Genomic DNA, 22,442 nt, shown 5'->3' with positions numbered 1-22,442 from the left:
CGCTTATCAATTTGCTTCGCGCCCCCCAGGAATCAATGAGCGAGGTGCATCATGCGCGAGACTTCCGTTAGAGGCCCGGCGATCGATCTCGGCGAATTCGAGCGGCGGCTGCGTGGGTCCGAACGCGCCCCCCGAGCCGACGATCCGCTTAGCGAACTCGCGCGGCTGGTCCATGCCGAGGACCGCGTCGCCACGGATCCTTACAGCCAAATTCTCGCGGAGGCGCGCGACGCTCGCGTTCAAGCCGCTGAACTGCGGGGATCCTATGACGCCGCGCCGCCAGTGGCGGCTGAACCGCCCTATTATCCAGAGCCGTCGATGGAGCAGCCTTTGGAGCCTGCTTATCCGGTGGATCCCGACTATCGCGATTTGCCGCCGGGCTATAGCCCGCAGCAAGGGGCCGGATACGAGTCCGCCTATCAGGAAGCCGAGGCCGGCTGGAGCGATGATTCGCAATATCTCGATTATGGCCAGAGCGATGAATATTATGAGGATTCTCACAGCTGGCGGTCCTGGTTCCGGCCGTGGCACGCCGTCGTCGCGATTTCGCTCGTGGCCGTTCTGAGCATCGGCTTCGCTTTCTGGCATCGCAGCGGCTCCAATAGCTCACGCGAGATCGCAACCATCGTCGCGCCGGAAGGACCGGTGAAGGTAAAGCCAAGCGTCGAGGCCGAAACTACGGCGCCAGACGCCAGCGCCGCTGTCGTTCTGGACCGCAGGGAGCAGGCGCCGGTTCAGAAGCTTGTCACCCATCAGGAACAGGCGGTGGATCCATCCGTTACGCCGCATGCGGCGCGGCTCGGCGACGGGCCTGTCAATTGGCCGCATGAGCCTCCGGCTCCCGCCACGGCCGCGCCAAGGAGGGTGAAAACCGTCACCGTGCGGCCGGACGGCAGCCGGGTGGAAGATGGCGCTCTGCCGCCGGCCGTCGCCATGGCAGGCCGGCCCGCTGCCGAGACGGCGGCGCAGCCAGCCGTCCCCGGCGCCATCGGCGCGGCGACCGCGACGCCGCCGACGCAGGCGAAGCCAACGGCGACGCCCCCGCGAATCGCCAAGCCGAAGCCTGCGGCGCCGAAAGTCGCCGCAGTAGAAGAGTCGCCCGATGCGGACTCCGATCAGGCGACGCCCGCGAGCAAAGGCGGCTTCGCCGTGCAATTTGGCGCCGCGGACAGCGAGGCCGCCGCCCGCGAACTGCTGAAGACCGTCGTCAGCAAATATCGCTCACAGCTTGGCGGCTTGAAGCCGACCTTCAAAATGGCGACCGTGAATGACAGGACCGTCTACCGCGTGCGCGTCGCGGGGGTGAGCAAGGAGTCCGCGAACGCGATCTGCAGCAAGGTGAAAGCGACCGGCGGCGCCTGCTTCGTCGCGGGCAATTGACGCGACGACATGCGCGCCTTCATCTGCGGATTAAAGGGCCTCACGCTCGAGGCGGAGGAACGTGCGTTCCTGCGCGAGGCCGCGCCTTGGGGCGTGATCCTCTTTCGCCGCAATGTCGACGCGCCCGAGCAGATCACGCGGCTGACCGCCGAAATTCGGGACGCTCTCCGCCGCCATGCGCCTGTTCTGGTCGATCAGGAGGGCGGCCGCGTGCAGCGTCTGGGTCCGCCGCACTGGCGCGCCTATCCGGCCGCGGCGCGCTTTGAGTTGGCGGCCGCCAACGCCGGGCAAGCTGAGCGACTCGCTTGGCTCGGCGCCCGGCTCATCGCCCATGATCTGCGGTCAGTCGGCGTCGACGTCGACTGCCTGCCGGTGCTCGATGCGCCCGCTGAGGATTCCCACAGCATCATCGGCGATCGCGCCTATAGCCGCGATCCGGCGCGCGTCGCCGCGATCGGCCGCGCAGCCGCCGAAGGGTTGATGGCGGGCGGCGTCGCGCCGGTGATGAAGCACATTCCCGGCCATGGGCGCGCCCGCGCCGACAGCCATTTGGAGTTGCCGGTGGTCAAGGCGAGCCGCGAGGACCTGGAGCTTATGGATTTCACGCCGTTCAAGGCGAACGCCGATCTGCCGATGGCGATGAGCGCCCATGTTGTTTACACCGCGATCGATCCAACGGCGCCTGGAACGCTCTCGAAGGCGGTGATCCGCGACATCATACGTGGCCATGTCGGCTTTGACGGTCTCCTCATGACCGATGACCTTTCGATGAAGGCGCTTTCCGGGAGTTTTCGCCAGCGCGCCGAGAACGCGATCGGCGCCGGATGCGATATCGTGCTGCATTGCAACGGCGACCTTGCGGAAGCGCGGCCGGTCGCCGAAGGCGCGCCGCCGCTTGAGGGCGCGGCGCTCGCGCGCGCCGAAAAGGCGCTCGAATGCGTGCGGCGGCCCGTCGAACCCTTTGATGTCGCGGAGGCGACGCGCGAGTTCGACGCGGCGATGCGGGCCGTAGCGTGAAAATGCCCGATGGCTTCAGTCGCTGAGGCCGCTGTCGCGTAACGCGCGCAATTCCTCACGACAGGCTTGTTCCAGCAGGCCAAGATCGATCCGCGCCAATTTCCATATGATGGGAGCGGCGACGCTCTCATAATCGTGACGCAGCACATTGCCGATGCCGGCTACCTTTTTCCAAGGAATTTCGGGATGCCGAGTCTTGACCTCATCAGAGAGGTGAGGGCTGGCCTCCGAAACGATCTCAATGCCGCGCTCGACGACCCACTGCCTTTGCCAATCCGTCTCTTAGGCGTCGAGCGATAGGTCCGCCATTACGATTTGCACGCGCTCAATCGCTTCGATTATGTCCAGCAGACGGAGAGCAGACGAGCGCGGGTTCATTAAAAGACGCGAAGCGCTGTCGCCTCAATCTGCGGCCTTAGGCGCTTATGCAGGCTGTCGCGCGTCATGATGTCAACGCGGCCGCCGAGAATGCGAGCCGCAAATTCCTTCACGTCCATCAATTCGAAGAGGCCGAAGCGGCCTTTTTCATAATCGAAAAACAGATCGACGTCGGAACTCTCTCCCGCACGGTCTTGAGCGGTCGAACCAAACATATACAAACTCTTGACGCCAAGCTTCTGCAAATCGGGCTGGCGTTTCCGCAATCGATCCACCGCGTCTTCACGTTTCATACGCGGACCATAGCAGCTTGCTGCCGGGTCCTCTATGGGAGGCTTTCCCGCTCTCCTGTGGACTGGCCTTCCCAAAGCGCCGGCTGCGCTTGCGATAGCGGGCCATCGGGGCCACTCTCGCGCCGAAACGCTCGGCCACGCCGATTCGTAAAGGAAACAGGCGCAATTCGGGAATGGCCCAGGAACTGACCTTCGAGCTGGATGAGCCCCGCGGCGACGCCGAAGAGGCCTTTCTCGTCGATGTTGACGGGTTCGAAGGCCCGCTCGATTTGCTGCTCGAGCTTGCGCGCCGGCAGAAGGTCGACCTCGCCCGCATTTCGATCCTCGCGCTCGCCGAGCAATATCTCGCCTTCATCGAGGCGGCGCGCCGCGTGCGCCTCGAACTCGCCGCCGACTATCTGGTGATGGCGGCCTGGCTCGCCTTCCTGAAGTCGCGGCTGCTGCTGCCGGATCCGCCAAAGGGAGACGAACCCTCCGCCTCCGATCTCGCCGCCGCGCTCGCCGAGCGCCTGCGCAGGCTGGAGCTCATTCGGCGCGCCGCCGACAGGCTTACCGAGCGCGCGCGGCTCGGGCGCGACATGTTTTTGCGCGGCGGCCCGGAAGGCGTTGAGACGATCTCGCACCCCAAATTTCAGGCGAGCCTCTACGATCTTCTCTCGGCTTACGCCCGGCAACGCCAGAAGACCGCGACGTCGCGGGTGGTGATGCGGCAGCGCGCGGTCTGGTCTTTGGCCGAGGCGCGCGAAGCCCTCGAACGGCTCGTCGGCGTCGCGACGGAATGGACCGTGCTCGACGATTTTTTGCTGCATTACTGTGTCGACATGCAGACGGCGCGCACCGTGCGCGCCTCGGCCTTTACCGCTTCGCTCGAAATGGTGCGCGAGGGGCGATTCGACATACGTCAGGACCGGCACTTCGCCCCGCTTTGGGTGCGGCGGCGGGCGCCTGAGGAAGCGGAAGAGACCGCGGGCGCGTCATAGCCCCGGAACTATAGGAGGCGTCCGGTGGCGCAGGCTGCGGAGAAGATCGAACTTTTTGACGTGAACAGCGACGACCAGCTTGCGCGTCACGAGGCTCGGCTGCGCGAAGCGGAGCGCATCATCGAGGCGCTGCTCTTCGCCTCCGCCGAGCCGCTTGACGAAGCGGAAATGGCGCGCCGCATCGAGGAGGGCGCCGATCTCGAGCGCGTTCTTGAGCGGCTGCGCGCCCATTATGCGGGCCGCGGCGTCAATCTCACCCGCGTCGGCAAGAAGTGGTTTTTCCGCACCGCCGCCGACCTCAACTGGATTCTCGCGCGCGAGCAGGTCGAGGAGAAAAAACTCTCTCGCGCCGCGCTGGAGACGCTGGCGATCATCGCCTATCACCAGCCGACGACTCGCGCCGAGATCGAAGAGATTCGCGGCGTCGCCATTTCCAAGGGCACGCTCGACGTGCTGCTCGACACCGGCTGGATCAGGCTGCGCGGCCGCCGCAAAGCGCCGGGCCGGCCGATCACCTATGGCACGACCGACGCCTTCCTGATGCATTTCGGGCTTGAGCAGATCGGCGATCTGCCGGGGCTCGACGAACTCAAGGGCGCTGGCCTTTTCGATGGCCGGCTGCCGAAGGGCTTCGGCGTGCCGCAACCTTCTGATGACGCCGCGTTGCGCGAGGATGAAGAGCCGCTTGAAGACGACGCGCCGGAGCTTCTCGAAATGGAGTTCCCGGACGAGCCCGAGGCGCTGGAGACGCCCGAGGCCGCCGACGACGAGGAGTTTTGACGGCGCCGCCGAGCGGCTCGGTCAAGTGACGCGAATTTCCACGTCCCTTAAGGAGTCCGCGGCGTGCATCTGCGCGCCAGCGTCCTTGTTTTTAAGGCGAGGGGCGCATAGTTTCCGGGCAAACGCCGGTTGACCCGGCTTTCTCTTTACGAAGGGTGCGCGCCATGGGCGGTTTGTCGATCTGGCATTGGATCATTGTCGGCGCGGTCGTCTTCATTCTCTTCGGCGGCAAGTTCAAGATTTCCGACGTGATGGGCGACGTGGCCAAAGGCATCAAGGCCTTCAAAAAGGGCATGTCGGACGACGATGTCGCGGCCGATGTGAAGGAAACGCCAAAGACGCTGCAGCATCAGGCGGCGGAGCAAGGCGACCAACAGAAGTCTTCGGAAACGAAAAAAATATAGCGCGGATACCCTCCCCTCGAGGGGGAGGGTCGCGCTGAAAGCGCGGGGTGGGGTGAAAGCGCCCCTGCACCTCGCCGTCGTCACCCCACCCCGAAGCGCTTCGCGCTTCGACCCTCCCCCTCAAGGGGAGGGTGCAGGGCGCCCGAGCAACACGAATGTTCGATCTCGAACCCGGCAAGCTCATCGTCATCGCCATCGTCGCGCTTATTGCGATTCCCTCGAAGGATTTGCCGCGCGTTTTGCGCTCGCTTGGGCAGTTTTCCGGAAAAATGCGCCGCATGGCGGCGGAGTTTCAGGGACAATTCATGGAGGCGATGCGCGAGGCCGAACTCGATGATTTGCGCAAGGAGGTCAGCGAGATGAGGGACGCCGTCAAGGAGAGCGTGAAGCTCGACGGCGCTTTCGATCCGATGGCCGAAGCGCGCAAGCAGATTACGAATGCAATCGAGGGCGAGAAGCCGTCGCCTGTGCAACCGCCTCATGCCGAGGAGCCGCGTAGCGGCGGCGTCCAATCACCTCATCCTGAGGAGCATGAGGACGCGCCAACCGCATCCTTCGAGACGCGGCCTTCGGCCGCTCCTCAGGATGAGGATTCTGGTCTTCCTGTCGGCGAGCAGGTCGATTCGCCGAAGAAGGCCGCCACATGAACGAGGCCGACGAAGCCGAAATCGAGGCCAGCAAGGCGCCGTTGATCGAACATCTGATGGAATTGCGCGAGCGCCTGATCAAAGCGCTCCTCGCCTTTCTCGGGATGTTCGTGCTCTCCTTCTTCTTCGCCAAGGATATCTACAATCTGCTTCTCATTCCCTACACGCAGGTCGCAGGCCCTGAGGCGCGGCTGATCTACACGGCGCCGCAGGAATATTTCTTCACCCAGATCAAGGTCGCGCTGTTTATGGCGGCGTTTTTCTCCTGCCCGATCGTGCTGTCGCAGATCTACGCCTTCGTCGCGCCCGGGCTCTACAAGCATGAGCGCAGGGCGTTCCGGCCCTATCTTTTCGCGACGCCGATCTTCTTCGCCTTCGGCGCGCTCGTCGTCTATTTTCTGGTGATGCCCAATCTGCTGCGTTTCTTCATGGGGATGCAGCAGGCGAATGAACCGGGCAAGGCGCAGATCGAACTGCTGCCGCGCGTCTCCGAATATCTTTCGCTGATCATGACGCTCGTGCTCGCCTTCGGCATCGTGTTTCAATTGCCGGTGGTTTTGACGCTGCTGGGTCAGGTCGGCATCGTGACGTCGGATTTTCTGAAAGAGAAGCGGCGCTACGCCGTCGTGCTTGTCTTCATCGTCGCGGCGGTTTTGACGCCGCCGGACGTGTTCTCGCAGCTCGCGCTCGCCGTCCCCGGCGTGCTGCTCTACGAGGCGTCGATTTACGCCGTGCGCATGATCGAGAAGAAGCGGGCCGCGGCGCAGCAGCCCTCCGCTTGACCCCTTCTCCCGCTTGCGGGAGAAGGTGGCGCGCGGAACGCGCGACGGATGAGGGCGGTTCGTCACGCGCTTTTCCGTCTTTTCCCTCATCCGACCCCGCTTCGCGGGGCCACCTTCTCCCGCTAGCGGGAGAAGGGAGCGGCGGATCGTTCACTCATGTACGACATCAAATGGATTCGCGAGAACGCCGAAATTTTCGATTCTGGCCGCGCACGACGCGGGCTGGAGCCGATCTCAACGCAGCTTCTCGCCTTTGACGATTCGCGGCGCGCGGCGATCGGCGAATTGCAGCGCGCGCAGGAGCGACGCAACGCGGCCTCGAAGGAAATCGGCGCGGCGATGAAGGCGGGCGACAGCGCCAAAGCCGAAGCGCTCAAGGCGGAAGTCGCACGGATCAAGGAAAACTGGCCGGCGCTCGAAGAGGCCGAGCGCTATGCGATCGCCGAACTCGACAACGCGCTCGCGAGCATTCCCAACACGCCGCTCGACGAAGTGCCCGATGGCGCCGACGAGAACGACAATATCGAAGTCGCGCGCTGGGGCGAACCGCGCACATTCGACTTTACGCCCAAAGAGCATTTCGAAATCGGCGAAGGCCTTGGGCTGATGGATTTCGAAACGGCGGCGAAAATTTCCGGCGCGCGTTTCGTCGTCAACAAGGGCGGTCTGGCGCGGCTGGAGCGCGCGCTCGCGCAATTCATGCTGGATCTGCATACGAACGAACATGGCTATATGGAAGTCAGCCCGCCGCTGCTCGTGCGCGGCGACGCCATGTTTGGCACTGCGCAATTGCCGAAATTCCAGGAGGATCAGTTCGCAGTTTATGCAGGTCCAGCCGGCAGCTATGGTTTTCTTAAGCAGATCGCGACTGCTGGAAATGTTGGTGAAGACGCGGTGATCGCCAATCCGTTTTGGCTCATCCCTACCGCCGAAGTGCCGCTCACCAATCTCGTGCGCGAGTCGATCCTCGACGAAGCGCAATTGCCCATGCGCATGACCGCCGGCACTTATTGCTTTCGCGCCGAAGCGGGCGCGGCGGGCAAGGATACCCGTGGCATGATCCGCCAGCATCAGTTCTACAAGGTCGAGCTCGTCTCGATCACGACGCCGGAGCAATCCCTGGAAGAGCACGAGCGCATGACCGGCTGCGCCGAGAAGGTGTTGCAGCTTCTCGAATTGCCGTACCGCAAGGTCGTGCTCTGCGCCGGCGACATGGGCTTCGCGAGCCAGAAAACCTATGACCTCGAAGTCTGGCTGCCGGGGCAGGGGAGATACCGCGAGATTTCCTCCTGCTCGGTCTGCGGCGACTTCCAGGCGCGGCGCATGAACGCCCGCTATCGCTCGGCCGAAAGCAAGGGGCCGCGTTTCGTCCATACGCTGAACGGCTCCGGCGTCGCGGTCGGCCGCGCGATGGTCGCGGTCTTGGAGAATTACCAGCAGGCCGACGGCTCAGTCGACGTTCCGCGCGTCCTTCGGCCTTACATGGGCGGGCTCACGCGCATCCCGAACTGAGCGCCGTCGGTGGACGCAGCGCCCGCGTCTCGCAGGCTCTTCACAGTAGGGCTCGGGCGACGTCCCAAAAAACGGCGTCCAGCCATAGCCGTAGTCGACGCGCGGCGCATAGCCGTCGCTGAGCAGATCGCGGGCCGCGACAGGCAGCGCCACGGGAGCGGCCAGAAATCCCAAGAGGCCGGAGCCGGGCGCGGTCGGCGGCGCGCCGGGGATGACAAGCGGCGCCGGGACATAGCCCATGGTCCCGCCATATTGCACCTGACACCAGCGGCCGCAGCCCAGGACATTGAAGGGAATATTCGCCGCCATGGTCGTGACGGGCCGCGCATCCGAGCTCGGGCTCACGCGCAGCGGCATCACCGCCGCCACATAGGCCTCAAAAGCGGCGGCGCAGCCGGGAAGGGCGGCGAGCGACGCCGCCGCGAGCAAAAGCGCAAGTCGTAAGCGCATCAAAATTCCTCCAGAGAATGGGGCGAGCCGATATAGGGTCATTGTGGACGTTCGGCGTCGAATCGTCCAAAGAAACTCGGGCTTCCTCAGGCGCCCGTCCACTCGAGGCGAACCGCTGTAAGCATGCGCATTCTCATTACCAATGACGACGGCATACACGCGCGCGGCCTCGCCATCGCGGAGGCGATCGCGCGCGCATTCACCGACGATATTTTCGTCATCGCGCCGGAATTCGAGCAGTCGGGCGTCTCGCACTCGCTGTCGCTCAACGATCCGCTGCGGCTGCGGGAGATTTCGCCCCGCCACTTCGCCGTCAAGGGAACGCCGACAGATTGCGTCATCATGGGCCTGCGCAAGCTGATGCTCGATCATCCGCCCGATCTTCTCCTTTCCGGCGTCAACTGCGGCCAGAATGTCGCCGAGGACGTCTCCTATTCCGGCACCATCGCCGGGGCGATGGAGGGCACGATTCTCGGCGTTCCGTCGATTGCGCTCTCCCAGGTCTATGATTTTTTCGCAGACCGCCGGACGGTCCACTGGGAATGCGCGGCGACGCACGGCGCCGAGGTTGTGCGCCGCCTGCTCGCGGCGGGCATTCCCAAGAACGTGTTGATGAATGTGAATTTTCCGCATTGTGCGCCCCAGGACGTCGCGGGCGTCGCGATCACCATGCAGGGTCGGCGCAGCAGCGACATCATGCGGATCGAGGACCGCAAGGACGGCCGCGGCAATCCCTATCACTGGATCTCCTTCCAGCGCGGCGACTTCAAGCCGGGCCAGGGCACCGACCTGCTGGCGCTCGAAGAAAAGAAAATCTCCGTCACCCCGCTGCAGCTCGATTTCACCGATCACCCGACGGTGACGCGCCTCGCAGCGGCGTTCGAGGGCAAGGAATGACCGAGGAGGCCGGCGCGCGCCAGGCCAGCCAACAAATTGAGGAGCGCGCGGCGCTGCTGCTGACGCTGCGTCAAGCGGGCCTGCGCGATCTTTCGGTTTTGCGCGCGATGGAGGCGACCCCGCGGGAGGCGTTCGCGCCCTACCGCTTTCGCGATCTCGCGAATCGTAATCTCTCGCTGCCGATCGGCTGCGGGCAGACCATGTCGCGTCCGGTCGAACTTGCCAGACGGCTCGAGGCGCTCAAGATCGGCCGCGGCCACCGGGTGCTCGAGGTCGGGGCGGGGTCCGGCTATGGCGCGGCGGCGCTCGCGCAGCTCGCAAACGAGGTCGTAAGCCTCGAACGCTTCGAGACGCTCGCCATCGAGGCCTCGCGCCGGTTGGCCGCCCACGGCGCTGCAAACGCCAAGGCGATTTTCGCCGACGGCCTCGATCCGCCTCACGAGCTTGGACGCTTCGATCGAATCATCGTCCAGGCCTCGGTCGGCGCCGCGCCTGCTGCGCTCATCCAAATGCTCACGCCGGGCGGCGCGTTGCTCTTCGCCCGAAGGGAGCACGCGAAGGCCGGCGCGCGCGCAAAGGAACGATTGATTAAGCTTGATCGCAATGAGGACGGCGAACTGCGGGAGACCGATCTAGGCCCGTGTCGCCTGGGGCCGGCGATCCCCGGACGGGCGCAGGCGCTCTAAGACATCGTGACCGAATGCTGAAAATTTTCACGGCCGCGCGCGCTTTGCGTTCATCTTAAACGGCTCCTTAACCGCCGCGCTGTTACCCATAAAGCCGTTCAATGTTGCGTTCGGGTGGGTCGCGTCATGGTTACCAAGCATCATATTGCTTATTCCCGCGCCGCAGTGCGGTTCTTGGCGGCCGTTGGCGTCGCCGCCCTTGTCGCCGGCTGCTCGGACGCCTCCCGCTTCGGAGGCGATACCTTCTCCGATCCCTTCACCGACCCCTTCTCAGGATCGGCCAAGACCGCCTCGCACGGCGTCGACCGGGCGCCTGTTGGCGCGATCGCCGACGCGCCGGCGCAGAGCCCGTCCTCCACGACGGTGGAAACCCGTCCATTGCCTGCCCCCTCGGCCAGCGCGTCCGCTCAGAGCGGCGGCGCTTCCATGGCGCGGACCTCTACGCCAGCAGCGCAGCCGTCGCCGACGCGCGTTGCAGCCGCCGGCGCCAGCGGCCACTGGAGCGCCGAAGGCGGCACGCCAATCGTTGTCGCCCAGGGCGAGACCGCGGCATTGCTCGCCACCCGCTACGGCGTGCCCACTGACGCGCTGCTGCGGGCCAATGGCTTCAACATTGCGTCCCAGGTTCAGCCAGGCTCTCGTCTGGTGGTTCCAGTCTATCGGGCCGGCGGCGCTCCCGTCGTGGCGACGCGCGTCCCCGCCGGTCCGGCCAAAGCGGCAGCCGCCGTCCCAGCCGCGAAGCCTGCGCCGCTGGCGAAGACCGTGGCCGCCGCCAAGCCGGTGGAACAGGCGAAGCCGGTGCGCAAGACCGAAGCCGAACCCACGAAAACCAAGCCGATCGATAAGTCGAAGGCAGTGGCCAAGACTGCGCCGGAGAAGACGCTCGTCAAGGCGGAGCCGCGCATCGCCGCGACGACGCCGGCGCGCGCCGTCAAAACCGAGCGGATCGCCCGTGGGCCGTCCTCTCACGAGGCGTCGGAAGCGGAGTCCAAGATCGCGGACGCGCGCAGCAAGCCCGTTGTCGCCGAAACGCCGAAAGAAACGCCTAGCGCCCGCAAGGTCGATACGACCGCGACCGCCTCCATTCCCCCGGCGACTGACGCGAAAGCGGTGGCTTCCGACGAAGGTCGGCCCGAGTTTCGCTGGCCCGCCCGCGGCCGCATCATTCAGGGCTTCACATCGGGCGGCAACGACGGGATCAACATCGCGGTGCCTGAGGGAACTCAGGTCAAGGCGGCCGAAGGCGGGGTCGTGGCCTACGCCGGGAGCGAGCTCAAGGGCTACGGCAATCTCGTGCTCATTCGGCATCCCAATGGCTTCGTTTCGGCTTACGCCCACAATGGCGAACTCGACGTCAAGCGCGGCGATCAGGTCAAGCGCGGTCAGACGATCGCCAAATCCGGCCAGTCGGGCAATGTCGGCTCGCCGCAGCTTCACTTCGAACTGCGCAAGGGTTCGACGCCCGTCGATCCCACCCGCTATCTGGCGGGGTTGTAGGCATCGACGCGAGAACGCTCCGGCGTCCGCGAGACAAGGCGCTGGAGACTTCGGGGCGGCGGGTCCAAAGAAAGGCCCGCCGCTCTCGTCTTTTGGCGCCTCACGGGCCGATCAAAATGCTATATGGCGCGGGTCGTAACCGGAGATCCCGCGCCAGTGAAGCATCGTCTAGCTTTCGTTTTCCTGCTCGCCGCCACGCCGGCTTTCGCGGTGGATCCAACCGGCGTCCCGCAGTGCGACGCGCTGCTCAAGCGTTATGAGGCCTGTTCGGGACACCTGCCGCCGTCTCAGGTGCATGCCGCGCAAAAGGAGCTGCTCGATGGCGCGGTCGGCATTCGCTCCGCGGCGACCGATCCAGCGAAACGGCCGGATCTCGAACGCTATTGCGCCGATCGGTTCGAATTGATGAAACGCGCCAGCGACATCAAGGACTGCATGTCGAAGCCATGAGCGCGGCGCGGGCGTCGATGTAATCTTTGCTCCGCATTTCGATCAGGCGCGACGCCGCGCGCTCGAATTCGCGCGCCTCGGCGCCAAAGCCCGCGCGGTAGAGTTCGGAAGGCTCCGCCGCGGCGGAAACGACCAGCAGGATGCGCGCCTCGTACAGAACGTCGACCAGCGTGATGAAGCGGCGCGCTTCGTTCCGCTGTTCTGGCGCCAAGGCCGGAACGTCTTCGACGATCACCGCGTCGAATCTCTCAGCGATCGCCATATAATCCGCCGCTGACAGCGGTTGACCGCAGAGCGCCGCGAAGCTCAGACGCGCGACGCGGCCCGCCGTTTGCGGGATCTCGATGCGGCGTCGCTTGACTTCAATTGTCGCAGGCCTTTCCCCCGCGTCGCCGGCGAGCGTCGCATAGAGCGCGTCAATCGCTGATCTCGCGCGAGAGTCGGCTGGCGTGAAATAGACCTGTCCGAGATCTTCGCGCCGTTGCCGATAGTCATTCGGCGCGTCGAGACGCAGGACGTCCATTCGCTCCTGCAAGATGGCGATAAAGGGCAGGAACAGATCGCGATTGCGGCCGCCTTCATAAAGCCGCGAAGGCTCGACGTTGGACGTCGCGACAATGATGACGCCCGACGCCAGCAGTGAAGAAAATAGCCGTGCAACGATCGAAGCGTCCGCGACGTCGTGCACGGCGAACTCGTCAAAGCAGAGCACACGGGTTTCTTGCGCGATGTCCTGCGCCACGCAGCTCACCGGATCGGCGTCGCCACGATGCGGCTTCTGACGCAGCCGGTGCAGCCGATCGTGCACGTCCGCCATGAAAGCGTGAAAATGCGCGCGCCGCTTCTTTTCGACAGGAAGCGCGCCGAAGAACAGGTTCATCAAGAAGGTTTTGCCGCGCCCGACCGATCCCCAGAGGTAGAGGCCGCGCGCCGGCTGCGCCCGAGGGCGAAAGGTCGCAAGGAGCGCTTGCGTCACGCTGGCGCTTTTCGGCCTGCGGCCTGCGAGAGCGTCGGCGAGCGCTTGAAGCTTCTCGATCGCCGCGCGCTGCGACGCGTCGCGCTCCAACGCGCCTTGCGCGACGAGCGCGTCGTATTTCTCGACGATGCTCTGCGCGCGCGCAATCATATGCGCCGCATCCTGCCGCTCGCCTCCGAGAGCGCGCCGGGGCGGAGTTCGCAATAGAGCAGGCGCTCCGGGTCCACGGGACCGGGCATCGTGATTTTGCCCTGCGGCACGGGCGCGAATCCCAGCCGCGCATAATAGTCCTCGTCGCCGACGAGCAGGACCAGCCCATGGCCGGCGTCGCGCGCCGCGTCCAGCGAATATTTGACGAGCGTCTCGCCGACGCGCTGCTGGCGAAACGCCGGCTCGACAGTCAACGGACCAAGCAGAAGCGCGGGCGTTGACCCGACGAGGATGGGCGTCATGCGGTTGGCGCCGACAAGCAGCGTCCCGATCCGCGCGACAAAAGACAGCGAGCGGTCGGGCTCGACGCCTTCGCGCAAGCGATAGGCCGTACGCGCATATCTGCCCGGACCGAACGCGCGTTCGTCGAGCTTTTCGAGATGCGCGTCGTCTGCGGCGGTCAGCGGCGCAAATTTTACGGCGAGATCGATCATGTTGTGGCTTGACCCTGGGCGCAGGCCATATCACGCGCCGTCTGCGCGGCAAAACCTCTCGTTGCGCCGCGACATGCCGCCATGCGACGCTATGGGCGGAGAGGGGCCAATGGCGGAGTATCGCTTGCGCCGGGCAAGCATTGAGGACGCCCGATCGATCGCCGAACTCCACGCCAAGGCCTGGCGGGAGACCTACCTTGGGGTGATGCGCGCGGAGGCGCTGGCGTCGATTGATCTCGACGATTGGACGCGGCGCTGGCTGCAGCGGATAGGCTCGAGCGAAGGCGCCCAGGCCGTGTTCATCGCCTGCGAGGGCGAGACTCCGGTTGGTTTCGCCCGTTGCAGTCGCCTGTCCAGTCCAAAGCTCGTTCCGCTTGGCTTTGCGGGCGAAATCGCGTCGATTTACCTGCTGCTGCGCGCCCAGCGCCGGGGACTAGGCAGGCGCTTGATGGAGCGGCTCGCGACGCATCTGATTTCCGCCGGCTGTCCGAGCGCCGCCGTTTGGGTCTTGCGCGACTCGCCGAAGGCCCGCGGCTTTTATGAAGCGCTTGGGGCGGAGCCTGTCGGCGTCGAGGGCGTGTGGGAGATTGAGGGCGTCGTCCTCCCAGACATCGCTTATGGCTGGCGCGATCTGCGCGCTTTGAGCGCCGGAGCCGCCTCCATCACGCGTTCACCAATAAGGTGAAACAGGCGTGTTCTGCAGCGCCTCGGACAGCCGCGCCCGCGTCCCTGCGGTCGTATCCGCTGGCAGAGCGTCGAGCGCGAAGAAGTCCGCCTCTGCGATCTCGCGATCAGGGGGGCGCGGCTGCGTGAGGCGGAACGCGCGCACGACGTAAAGCGCGACGTGGTCGCGCATCGAGAACCGCCGATTGAAATACATGCCGAACAGTTCAGGCGGCGCATCGAGCAGGACATTCGCCTCCTCGCTCAGCTCGCGCTCGAGCGCCTCGACAAGCGTTTCGCCGCTTTCGACGCCGCCGCCGGGCAGATAAAAGCCGTCCACATAGGTATGCCGGACCAGCAGCACGCGGTTTCTTGCGTCGAGGACGAGGCCGCGCACGCCCAGGGTCATCGGACGCTGAAAGCGTGCGCCCAAAGCGATCAGTCGCGACGCAAAACGCGTGCGCGTCGATGGCGCCGCGCGTCCTTCTTCAGGCTTCGTCAAAACCGCCTCCGATCGCCCGAAACTATGGCAAATGATGCGCGAAAGCACTAGTGTCGCTGACCCATCCCGATGCGGAAAGCGCCGCGCGGCGCACTCGGCCGTCAGAGAGGATTCTTGAACTTCCGGCTCGCCCATCTTTCCGACGCGCATATCGGCCCAATTCCTCGGCCCAATCTCGCGGAGCTCCTTGGCAAGCGCGTCACGGGCTATGTGAACTGGCTTTATAAACGCGGCGATCAGCACGATATGAGCGTGCTTGGCAAGATCGTCGCGGACATCAAAGCGCAGGCGCCTGATCATGTCGTCATGACCGGGGATATCGTCAACATCGGACTTCCCGGCGAAATCGCGCTCGCCAAAGACTGGCTCGCCTCTCTGGGCGCGCCTGGCGACGTGAGCTTCACGCCCGGAAATCACGACGCTTATGTGGCGAGCGTGACGGATCTCGTTCACGAGGTTTTCGCGCCTTGGATGAGCAGCGAGAGCGAAGGCGCCGGTTTTCCCTATTTGCGCCGGCGCGGCGGCGTCGCGCTGATCGGTCTAGACACCGGCGTGCCGACGGCGCCTTTCGTCGCTTCCGGGCGGCTCGGGGCGACTCAGCTGGCGGCGCTCGCGGATCTGCTGGAACGCGCGAAAGCGCAAGGACTTGCGCGCGTCGTCTGCCTTCACCACCCGCCGCATGTCGGCGGCGCGCGGCGGCTGCGCGGGCTCGAAGACGCGGCGGACTTCGAAAGCGTCATCGCGCGCCATGGCGCCGAGCTCATTCTGCATGGGCACAATCACAAGCCCAGTTTGCATCGTCTGACGGGGCCCGGCGCCGCGACGCCGGTCGTGGGCGTCGCGTCGGCTTCGGCCCGGCCCGGCGGGCACTATCCGGGCGCCGCCTATAATCTTTATCAGATCGAGCGCGAAGCTGACGGCGTCAGGATTTCGCTGCGCAGGCGTGGATTGAACGACGCTGGCGAGGTCGTTGAACTCGAATCCGTTGAGCTGTGAAGCCTAGAGCGCGCTCTAAACTTTGGGAATCGATCACGTCATCTGCATTTGGGCGATTTCGCCCAAATGCAGCGTGATCTAGCCTGCGAGATAGGCGCGATAGATCCATGCCGCCAAGACCGCCAAGAATGCGAAGAAAGCGGTTGCGCCAAAAAACTCGGCGATGAACGCGGCTGCGCGAGTCGTTTTTCCGGTGACCGATTTGTCGTTTTCGCGTGCGTTGGCCCTCTCGCGCGCCGCGGCGACCTTGACGCCAAGCGCCTGCGCCGCGCCGCCGCTCGCGTAATCCACCGCCAGCGCCTTTTCGCGCTCGATCAGGCGATGCGCGATGTAGCTGGTGATCGCTTCGACGAGGTCGTCGATGCTGTCGCTTTCGCGAAGCGTCACCCGGCCGTGGCGCGTATCCTGGAGAAAGCGATAGATCCGCCTGTCGCGATCCATCTCGACGAAGCCGATCTGGTCGATGAACAGGCGCGGTCGCTCCGCCGGCGCAACGCCAACGTCGAAAATATCGCAATCGCGCGGCACCTGCGCCAAAACCGGCGACAGAGCCTCGCCGAGCATCTCCAGCCGGGCGATTTCCGCGGCGCGTAGATCAAAAATCGCGGCGGAGCGCTCCGCGTTCTCGAGGCGCGCGCGGCGCAGCGCGCCGGACAGACTGGCCATACGCTCGTCAAGCGAACCTGCCGGTCCCTTGCGGGCGACTCGCTCGCGCTCCACAAGAAGCGATAGACGCTCGGCGGGCGTTGTGGACGCGTGTGGCTGGTCGGCGTCGCGAGTGTCGGCTGGCGGCGCGGGCAGGGGCTCTTCCATGTCGTCCACTCGCTGTGGCCCTCGCTGCGCGGCCGGGGCATTAAAGCATTGTGGACTATAGCGGCTCTCGGCGGCGCTGCGAAGCGCAAGCGCGACGAAGTGAGGCGGGAGTCGACTTTTTCTCCCGCCTCCGGCAAGGGATTCCATACGATAGCCGCTGATTCCGGCCATTAACGTTAAAAAACGCCGGATTCAACAAAAGGCGCGGAGGAAATCCATGGCCGTCAAACGCGGCGAATCGGACGTCAACAGCGCATTGTTCGAGCGCATCATGATCGGCATGGGCTTTGCGGTCTTTGCGGCGCTGGAGGCGGCTGGCGGCGGCGAGCACGCGATCGTGGCCGGGTTTTTCGCTGGGGCGACGATTTTCGTGCTCCGCCGCTCCTCGGAAAGCGCGCGCCAAGCGGCCGATTTCGCCGTGGATTTCCTCGCTGTCGCGACTTTTACGCTGCTGTGCGACCGCGCCGGCCTGTTGTGGCGATCGCCGGAAACCTTCGCCGAACTGTTTCGGCTCTCGCCGGTCGGCGCGGCGACCGCCACCCTTCTCTACCTCGCCGGGGTCGTCACGCTGAGAGCGCGTTCGCGCATGGCGGTGCGCGCGGCGCTTTTCGTTTTGCCGCTGCAGTTCAGCCTGTTGATCGCTCTCGGCTCGCCGCCCGTCGCCCAGATTGGCGGCGCGCTGCTCCTTGGCCTCGACGTTCCGGAGGCCTTCAGAAAAATCGTCGGGCATACGCTGGTCCTGTTTCTGCTCAACGAATCGATCGTCGTCGGCATCCCCCTCGCGCTCGGTCGTTTTCTGCCCCGACAATGGCGTCCGCATAGCATTCTGCTCGCTTCGGCCTTCGTCGCCTCGCTGACGCCTTACATCGCGACCTCGGTCTCGTCTTTCGTCGCGCCTTATTTGCCCTATCCGGTGACGGCGCTGGTCGCGACGGTGGCGGCGGCGCTCGCGCAAGCAGGATTATGGGGCCAAACCTATCTCGTGACCCAGGCGATGGCTGGCCTTTTGCGCGCGACGCCGTCGCTGCAGGTCGTGGTGTTCCATGATTGGCGGACCGGCGCCGAAAAGGGCGCCGTCTATGGCTTCGTGTTCATGGCGCTGCTGCTCGCGGCTGGACTGGTCGTGTCTTTTGCGCCGGCCGTCGCCGTCATTTCAGCCTCCGGCCCGATCGGCGGCGCGCTGATCGGCGCCGCGCTGTTTCCGCTCGCGCGCGCCATCGTGGAGAGCACCGATTCGACTCCGCCCTTCTTTGCGCGCGTCGAAGAACTTTATCTGCATCCCTCCAACTATTTTCGCGGCGCGGTCGCCGGCGCGGCCATCGGATTGGCCCTGATGATTGGGCTTCCCGAGGCGAGTGGGAGCGGGCGGTTTCTGTTCGGCGCGGTCGCGGGAGCGCTCGCCTATGCCGGCGTCGATGCGGCGTTTGATTTCGCGGCGCTGACGCAAGGGCGCCGGCAGCATCTGCGCAGTTGGCGCGTCTATTCGCTCGGCGCGCTTCTCGGCGCGCTCGTCGCCGGCGCCGTCGCTTGGTATCTCGACGCGGGACAGGTCGAGAACATCACGGCGAAATTCTTCGCCTACACGTCGCTCGACTATGGCGCGGACGGACGCCCCATCACCGAATATGTCATTCGTCCGCTCTTCTCGAAGTGGGGCGCGACGGATCTCGGCAGGGTCGACGGCGGCGTGAGGCTGCTGTTCGACGAGTCGCTCTCGGGCGTTATCCAATGGGTGTTCGCCGCGCCGCTCTTTTCGATCAATCTTTTCTTCCTTACAGCGCTCGTTCAGCGCAGCCTGCAGCCGCTTCGCCAACTCGCGAGCTGGCAAGGCCTCGACATGCTCATTGAAAACGCCGTGCGCGTTTTGCGTTGGGGCCTGTGGATGGCGCCAGTGATCTATTCCTTCCTGAAAGCTTCGCCCGACCCCGCCTGGTACAATCAGGACGGACTCATCCGCACCGGCGTCGCGAGCTGGATGAGCTACATCCTGCCGGACTCGGATTTTCGCGCCTGGAGCCTCGATATCTTCACCGCGCTTCTCGCCTATGACGCGCTGCGGGTGCTGATCTGGTTCGACCACATGGGCTTGCGCGTGGCGACGCTCGTCAATCTGTCCTTCGTCGGCGGCGACGTCGCCGATGAGAAAGCCGCGCGCTTCCTTGGAAAGGCGCAAACAAGCCGCGCGATCCCCGAAGGCATCCGGCGCTTTGGCACCTGGGCGCCGCTGCTGTTGCCCTTCTATATTCCGCGCGGCGCCGAATGGGACAAGGCGTGGAGCGCCGCCGAGCAGATGTCGCAGACGCGGCCGCCGTCCTACGCCTATCTGGTCAGCGGATATCTCATCTACGCCGGCGTTGTCGCCTTCGGCCTTGTCCTCTTCCTTCTCGGACGGCTTGCGCGCGCGCAGAAAGTGACGATTGAAGGCATTACCGGCGCGGGCGGCGTGCCGGGCTCGCGGCCGTTGAAACTGACCAACGGGCTGATGATCAGCGAGTGGTTTCAGGACGGGCAGGGGGCCATGCGCATTGAAGGCGTGGCGCGCGGCGGCCCTCCGATCGACTTGACGCGACGCCCGGACGATCACGCCCACCCGCGCGGACGTTTCCTTTTTCTGCGGGAAGACGGCGGCGAGCTGTGGTCGATCGGCGAGGCGCCGACGCGCTGCAGAGCCACTCAGGCGTCGCTCACCGACGCCGGCGAGAACTGCCTGTTCTTCATGGCGGAGCGCAATGGATTCGCGATCGAAGCGCGAGTCTCGCTCGCCGCCGACGAAGCGGTCGAGATCACCCGACTGAAGATCGTCAATCTTGAGCAGCGCCATCGCAAATTGATGTTGGCGTCGCTGCGTGAGTGGGTGCTCAACGAGACCGGCGTCGAGCTTCGCGACGCCGCGTATAACGCGATTCACATCGGCACTTGGTACGTCCGATCGCTGAACGCGATTTTCGCCCAGAACCGTTTGCTCAAGGGCGGGGCGCGGCGCCAATCCGATCGCCGGCTATCCCCGGAGATCGGCTTTCACGCTATCGGCGCCGGCGCTGACGCGAAGATCTCCGTCGTCGGCTATGAGGACGTGAAGTCGCGTTTCTACGGCATGGGATCGACCTATGCGCCGGACAGCCTGCTTGGACTGGCGGCGCCCCGTGATCCGAAGGACGAAGGTCTGCTCTATGGCTTCGAGCCCTGCGCCAGTCTGCGCGTCGAAGTCGAACTCGCGGCCGCCGGCGCGACGGAACTGATCATGGTCGACGGTTGGGCGCGCGACATGGGACGCGCGACGGATTCCATTGCACGGCATCTGGGGATCGCTCCCGTTGCGCCGGAGACGCTGAACAGGGCGTTGTCGCGCCGCCGCGGGCTCATCCTGCCGCCCCCGCCCAAGAAGCCGCGCTACGCCTTTTCTCAAGACGGCCGGAGCGTCGCGCTTGCGCCCGGGACTCCGCGTCCCTTCGGCCACGTCATCGCCAATGCCTTCGGGCAGGGCGCGGTGCTCACGAATGACGGCGAAATTTTTTCCTTTCACGGCAATTCGCGACTGAACAGCCTCACCCCGTTTCGCATGGGCGAGGGGCGGATGGCGCCGGCCGGGCAAAGGATCTACGTCTATGATCTCGCCCGAACCGACGCGCATAGTCCGACCTTCGTTCCGCTGCGCCGTCGCGACGCGGAATATCAGGTGACGTTTTCGCCGGGCGTCGCCGTCTATCGTTCCGAGCGCGATCATCTTCAGCTCGAGATGACGGTATTCGTCAGCCCCACGCAGCCGATCGAATTCAAGATCCTAAAGATCCGCAACAAGAGCGACCACGAGCGTCTGCTGCAGATCACGCCGTCAATGGAAATCGTGTTGGCGGAAACGCCGAACGAAAGTCTCGGCCTGCTGGAATCGATCATCGACGAAAATGTGCATTCGATCTACTTCCGCAATCCTCGCAACAATTTCGTGCAGGGCTGGGCCTTTGTGACGACATCGATCCCGGCGGAATTCGCCGAGACGTCGCGTCGCCGCTTCTTGGGGCATGAGAGCCGCGACCCTTACCTGCCTTACATGGTCGAGCACGGCCATCCGGACGCGGGCGCGCCCGCGCATGAACGGAAAGTCGCGGCGTTCAGCGGCGCGATCGACGTGCCGGCGGGAGAAGAAGCGGTCGTCGTCGTGGCGCTCGGACAGACGACGACGATCGAAGACGCGAAGCGGCTCGCCGATTATGCGCGCGATCCCCACCACGCCTATGCCGAACTCGCGGCGAATGCGCGCTCATGGGACGATCAGTTGTCCGTATTGCGCATCAAGACCAATCGTCCCGAGTTCGATCGCCTCGTCAACGACTGGCTGCCCTATCAATTGCTCGCCGCGCGCCTGTGGGGACGCACGGGTCCTTCACAGCGTTCCGGCGCCACCGGCTATCGCGACCAGCTGCAGGACGTCATACCCCTTATCCATCTCGCGCCCGAGCGCGCCCGCGCTCAGATTCTACTGCACGCCGCGCATCAATATATCGAGGGCGACGCCTGCAAATGGTGGCATCGCGCGCCCAACGGCGGCACGGGCCTCGCGGACCGCACGCATTCGTCGGATCCGCATTTGTGGTTGCCGTATGTGACGATTCGCTATGTCCGCGGGAGTGGAGACTACGCCATCCTCGACGAGGTCGAGACCTTCCTCGAGGCAAGTCCTGTCCCGAAAGATCAGGAGGGCGAAGCCACCGTGCCGCTGACGTCGCGCGACAGGGATACGCTGCTCGGACACTGCGCGCGCGGCATCGACTGGACGCTCGACCGTTTCGGCGCGCATGGCCTGCCGCTGATGGGATCGGGCGACTGGGACGACGGCATGAATCTCGTCGGCGAGGAAGGCCGCGGCGAGAGCGTTTGGCTTGGCTTCTTCCTGCACGGCATCCTCCTCGACATCGCGCCGCTGTTCGAGGCGAAGGGCGACGCCGACCGCGCCGAGCGCTATCGCGAACGCGCCACGAAGCTTCGGACCGCGCTTGATAACTGTTGGCGCGGCGACCGCTACATCCGCGCCTACGCCGATGACGGCGAGGAAGTCGCGCCGATGAGCGCGATGACGTCCTCCTGGCCGACTCTGGCGCGCGCCGTCGACGCCGCGCGCGGACGCGAGGCGATCGAGAACGCCTTGGCCGTTCTTGGTCTCGGCGATCGCGTATTGCTCGTTCATCCGCCTTTTGACGAACACTCGCAGCCCTATCCCGGGCGCAGCGCCGAATATCCGCCGGGCGTGCGGGAAAACGGCGGCCAGTATTCGCATGGCGTTTCCTGGTTCGTCGACGCGCTGGCCAAGCTTGCCGCGCAGGCGCAACAGGACGGCGATTCGCGCGCCGCCGACGAGCTGTTTCGCAGAGCGTTCGAGACATGGATCGCGATCTCGCCGATCTCCAAGCTCGCGACGCCGGCCGCCGCCGACATCTACGGGCTGCCGCCGCATCAGCAGCCGGCCGACGTCTATAATGGCGAGGGCTATGAAGGGCGAGGCGGGTGGAGCTGGTACACCGGCGCGGCGGCGCGCATGTTGTCGGCCGCATATGCGCTGCTTGGCCTTGAATTCGAGAACGGCGAGTTGCAGCCGCGCCCGGACGCTTTCCTTCCTAAGGGCGACCTGCGGCTGGAGCGCGTGGTCTACCTAGGAAAGACGTTCGAAGCGGAGAAGCGTCGCCGCGTTTGGTAGCGGCCT

General features: G+C 65.0%; 21 protein-coding genes and 1 pseudogene. 15 read left to right on the top strand and 7 right to left on the bottom strand.

What is annotated here, in order from left to right; all coding sequences use genetic code 11:
• The first annotated feature begins 51 nt into the window (after positions 1-51).
• Together ACR65T_RS05325 and nagZ are read left to right on the top strand one after the other, a co-directional pair.
• Positions 52-1,380 (top strand): SPOR domain-containing protein, encoded by a 1,329-nt coding sequence (locus tag ACR65T_RS05325; RefSeq protein WP_434495512.1) that lies wholly within the window; start codon positions 52-54, stop codon positions 1,378-1,380.
• 9 nt (positions 1,381-1,389) lie between these two features.
• Entirely contained in the window at positions 1,390-2,397 is a 1,008-nt protein-coding gene (gene nagZ, locus ACR65T_RS05320) for a beta-N-acetylhexosaminidase (protein ID WP_434495511.1), read from the top strand.
• Positions 2,398-2,412: 15 nt separating this feature from the next.
• Here the strand turns inward: nagZ and ACR65T_RS05315 are convergent.
• Together ACR65T_RS05315 and ACR65T_RS05310 are read right to left on the bottom strand one after the other, a co-directional pair.
• A pseudogene (locus ACR65T_RS05315) lies at positions 2,413-2,664 on the bottom strand (HepT-like ribonuclease domain-containing protein); the annotation flags it as partial.
• A 110-nt stretch (positions 2,665-2,774) separates the two neighbouring features.
• Positions 2,775-3,068, bottom strand: a complete 294-nt coding sequence (locus ACR65T_RS05310; protein ID WP_434495510.1) for a nucleotidyltransferase family protein — start codon at positions 3,066-3,068, stop codon at positions 2,775-2,777.
• A 173-nt stretch (positions 3,069-3,241) separates the two neighbouring features.
• Between ACR65T_RS05310 and ACR65T_RS05305 the strand changes: the two genes are divergently transcribed.
• The 6 genes from ACR65T_RS05305 (at position 3,242) to serS (ending at position 8,173) form a co-directional block, all read left to right on the top strand.
• On the top strand, positions 3,242-4,048 hold the full coding sequence (locus ACR65T_RS05305; RefSeq protein ID WP_434490930.1) for a segregation and condensation protein A: 807 nt from the start codon (positions 3,242-3,244) through the stop codon (positions 4,046-4,048).
• A gap of 24 nt (positions 4,049-4,072) precedes the next feature.
• On the top strand, positions 4,073-4,828 hold the full coding sequence (gene scpB / locus ACR65T_RS05300) for an SMC-Scp complex subunit ScpB (protein ID WP_434495509.1): 756 nt from the start codon (positions 4,073-4,075) through the stop codon (positions 4,826-4,828).
• 164 nt (positions 4,829-4,992) lie between these two features.
• Positions 4,993-5,232, top strand: a complete 240-nt coding sequence (locus tag ACR65T_RS05295; protein WP_434495508.1) for a twin-arginine translocase TatA/TatE family subunit — start codon at positions 4,993-4,995, stop codon at positions 5,230-5,232.
• Positions 5,233-5,387: 155 nt separating this feature from the next.
• Positions 5,388-5,879, top strand: a complete 492-nt coding sequence (locus tag ACR65T_RS05290; RefSeq protein WP_434495507.1) for a preprotein translocase subunit TatA — start codon at positions 5,388-5,390, stop codon at positions 5,877-5,879.
• Entirely contained in the window at positions 5,876-6,661 is a 786-nt protein-coding gene (gene tatC, locus ACR65T_RS05285) for a twin-arginine translocase subunit TatC (protein WP_434495506.1), read from the top strand. Before ACR65T_RS05290 ends, tatC begins: the two co-directional genes overlap by 4 nt.
• A 156-nt stretch (positions 6,662-6,817) precedes the next feature.
• The gene (gene serS / locus ACR65T_RS05280; RefSeq protein ID WP_434495505.1) at positions 6,818-8,173 is read left to right on the top strand and encodes a serine--tRNA ligase; all 1,356 of its coding nucleotides are present in this window, start codon (positions 6,818-6,820) and stop codon (positions 8,171-8,173) included.
• Here the strand turns inward: serS and ACR65T_RS05275 are convergent.
• Positions 8,111-8,623 carry an SH3 domain-containing protein gene (locus tag ACR65T_RS05275; protein ID WP_434495504.1) on the bottom strand — a complete coding sequence of 171 codons (513 nt, stop codon included), beginning with the start codon at positions 8,621-8,623 and terminating at the stop codon, positions 8,111-8,113. The genes serS and ACR65T_RS05275 overlap by 63 nt on opposite strands.
• A 123-nt stretch (positions 8,624-8,746) precedes the next feature.
• On the opposite strand from ACR65T_RS05275, the gene surE reads away from it, so the two are divergent.
• From surE to ACR65T_RS05255, 4 genes are all read left to right on the top strand, one after another.
• Positions 8,747-9,520: a 5'/3'-nucleotidase SurE gene (gene surE, locus ACR65T_RS05270; protein ID WP_434495503.1), complete on the top strand. Its 774-nt coding sequence runs from the start codon at positions 8,747-8,749 to the stop codon at positions 9,518-9,520.
• Complete coding sequence (locus ACR65T_RS05265; protein ID WP_434495501.1) at positions 9,517-10,206, top strand: protein-L-isoaspartate O-methyltransferase family protein; 690 nt, start codon at positions 9,517-9,519, stop codon at positions 10,204-10,206. The genes surE and ACR65T_RS05265 overlap by 4 nt, the downstream gene beginning before the upstream one ends.
• A gap of 126 nt (positions 10,207-10,332) precedes the next feature.
• The gene (locus tag ACR65T_RS05260; RefSeq protein WP_434495500.1) at positions 10,333-11,703 is read left to right on the top strand and encodes a peptidoglycan DD-metalloendopeptidase family protein; all 1,371 of its coding nucleotides are present in this window, start codon (positions 10,333-10,335) and stop codon (positions 11,701-11,703) included.
• Positions 11,704-11,859: 156 nt separating this feature from the next.
• Complete coding sequence (locus ACR65T_RS05255) at positions 11,860-12,153, top strand: hypothetical protein (protein ID WP_434495499.1); 294 nt, start codon at positions 11,860-11,862, stop codon at positions 12,151-12,153.
• Here the strand turns inward: ACR65T_RS05255 and zapE are convergent.
• Positions 12,128-13,279, bottom strand: a complete 1,152-nt coding sequence (gene zapE / locus ACR65T_RS05250) for a cell division protein ZapE (protein WP_434495498.1) — start codon at positions 13,277-13,279, stop codon at positions 12,128-12,130. The genes ACR65T_RS05255 and zapE overlap by 26 nt on opposite strands.
• Positions 13,276-13,773 (bottom strand): GNAT family N-acetyltransferase, encoded by a 498-nt coding sequence (locus tag ACR65T_RS05245; protein ID WP_434495497.1) that lies wholly within the window; start codon positions 13,771-13,773, stop codon positions 13,276-13,278. The genes zapE and ACR65T_RS05245 overlap by 4 nt, the downstream gene beginning before the upstream one ends.
• Before the next feature lie 109 nt (positions 13,774-13,882).
• Between ACR65T_RS05245 and ACR65T_RS05240 the strand changes: the two genes are divergently transcribed.
• Positions 13,883-14,458 (top strand): GNAT family N-acetyltransferase, encoded by a 576-nt coding sequence (locus tag ACR65T_RS05240; protein WP_434495496.1) that lies wholly within the window; start codon positions 13,883-13,885, stop codon positions 14,456-14,458.
• On the opposite strand, the gene ACR65T_RS05235 is transcribed toward ACR65T_RS05240, so the two are convergent.
• On the bottom strand, positions 14,444-14,938 hold the full coding sequence (locus ACR65T_RS05235) for an NUDIX domain-containing protein (protein ID WP_434495495.1): 495 nt from the start codon (positions 14,936-14,938) through the stop codon (positions 14,444-14,446). The two genes, ACR65T_RS05240 and ACR65T_RS05235, sit on opposite strands and share 15 nt — an antisense overlap.
• A 114-nt stretch (positions 14,939-15,052) precedes the next feature.
• Here ACR65T_RS05235 and ACR65T_RS05230 point away from each other — a divergent pair, with 114 nt between their 5' ends.
• Complete coding sequence (locus ACR65T_RS05230) at positions 15,053-15,934, top strand: metallophosphoesterase family protein (RefSeq protein WP_434495494.1); 882 nt, start codon at positions 15,053-15,055, stop codon at positions 15,932-15,934.
• A gap of 78 nt (positions 15,935-16,012) precedes the next feature.
• Here ACR65T_RS05230 and ACR65T_RS05225 read toward each other — a convergent pair whose 3' ends face one another.
• Positions 16,013-16,747: a hypothetical protein gene (locus ACR65T_RS05225; protein ID WP_434495493.1), complete on the bottom strand. Its 735-nt coding sequence runs from the start codon at positions 16,745-16,747 to the stop codon at positions 16,013-16,015.
• Positions 16,748-16,964: 217 nt separating this feature from the next.
• Here ACR65T_RS05225 and ACR65T_RS05220 point away from each other — a divergent pair, with 217 nt between their 5' ends.
• Positions 16,965-22,436, top strand: coding sequence for a GH36-type glycosyl hydrolase domain-containing protein (locus ACR65T_RS05220; protein WP_434495492.1), 5,472 nt, complete (start codon positions 16,965-16,967; stop codon positions 22,434-22,436).
• The last annotated feature ends 6 nt before the right edge of the window (positions 22,437-22,442 follow it).

The sequence above is a fragment of the Methylocystis sp. genome (genome assembly GCF_051061285.1).
Lineage (GTDB): Bacteria > Pseudomonadota > Alphaproteobacteria > Rhizobiales > Beijerinckiaceae > Methylocystis.
The sequence above is the reverse complement of the archived record's forward strand: the minus strand, read 5'-3'. Positions and strand labels throughout refer to the sequence as shown.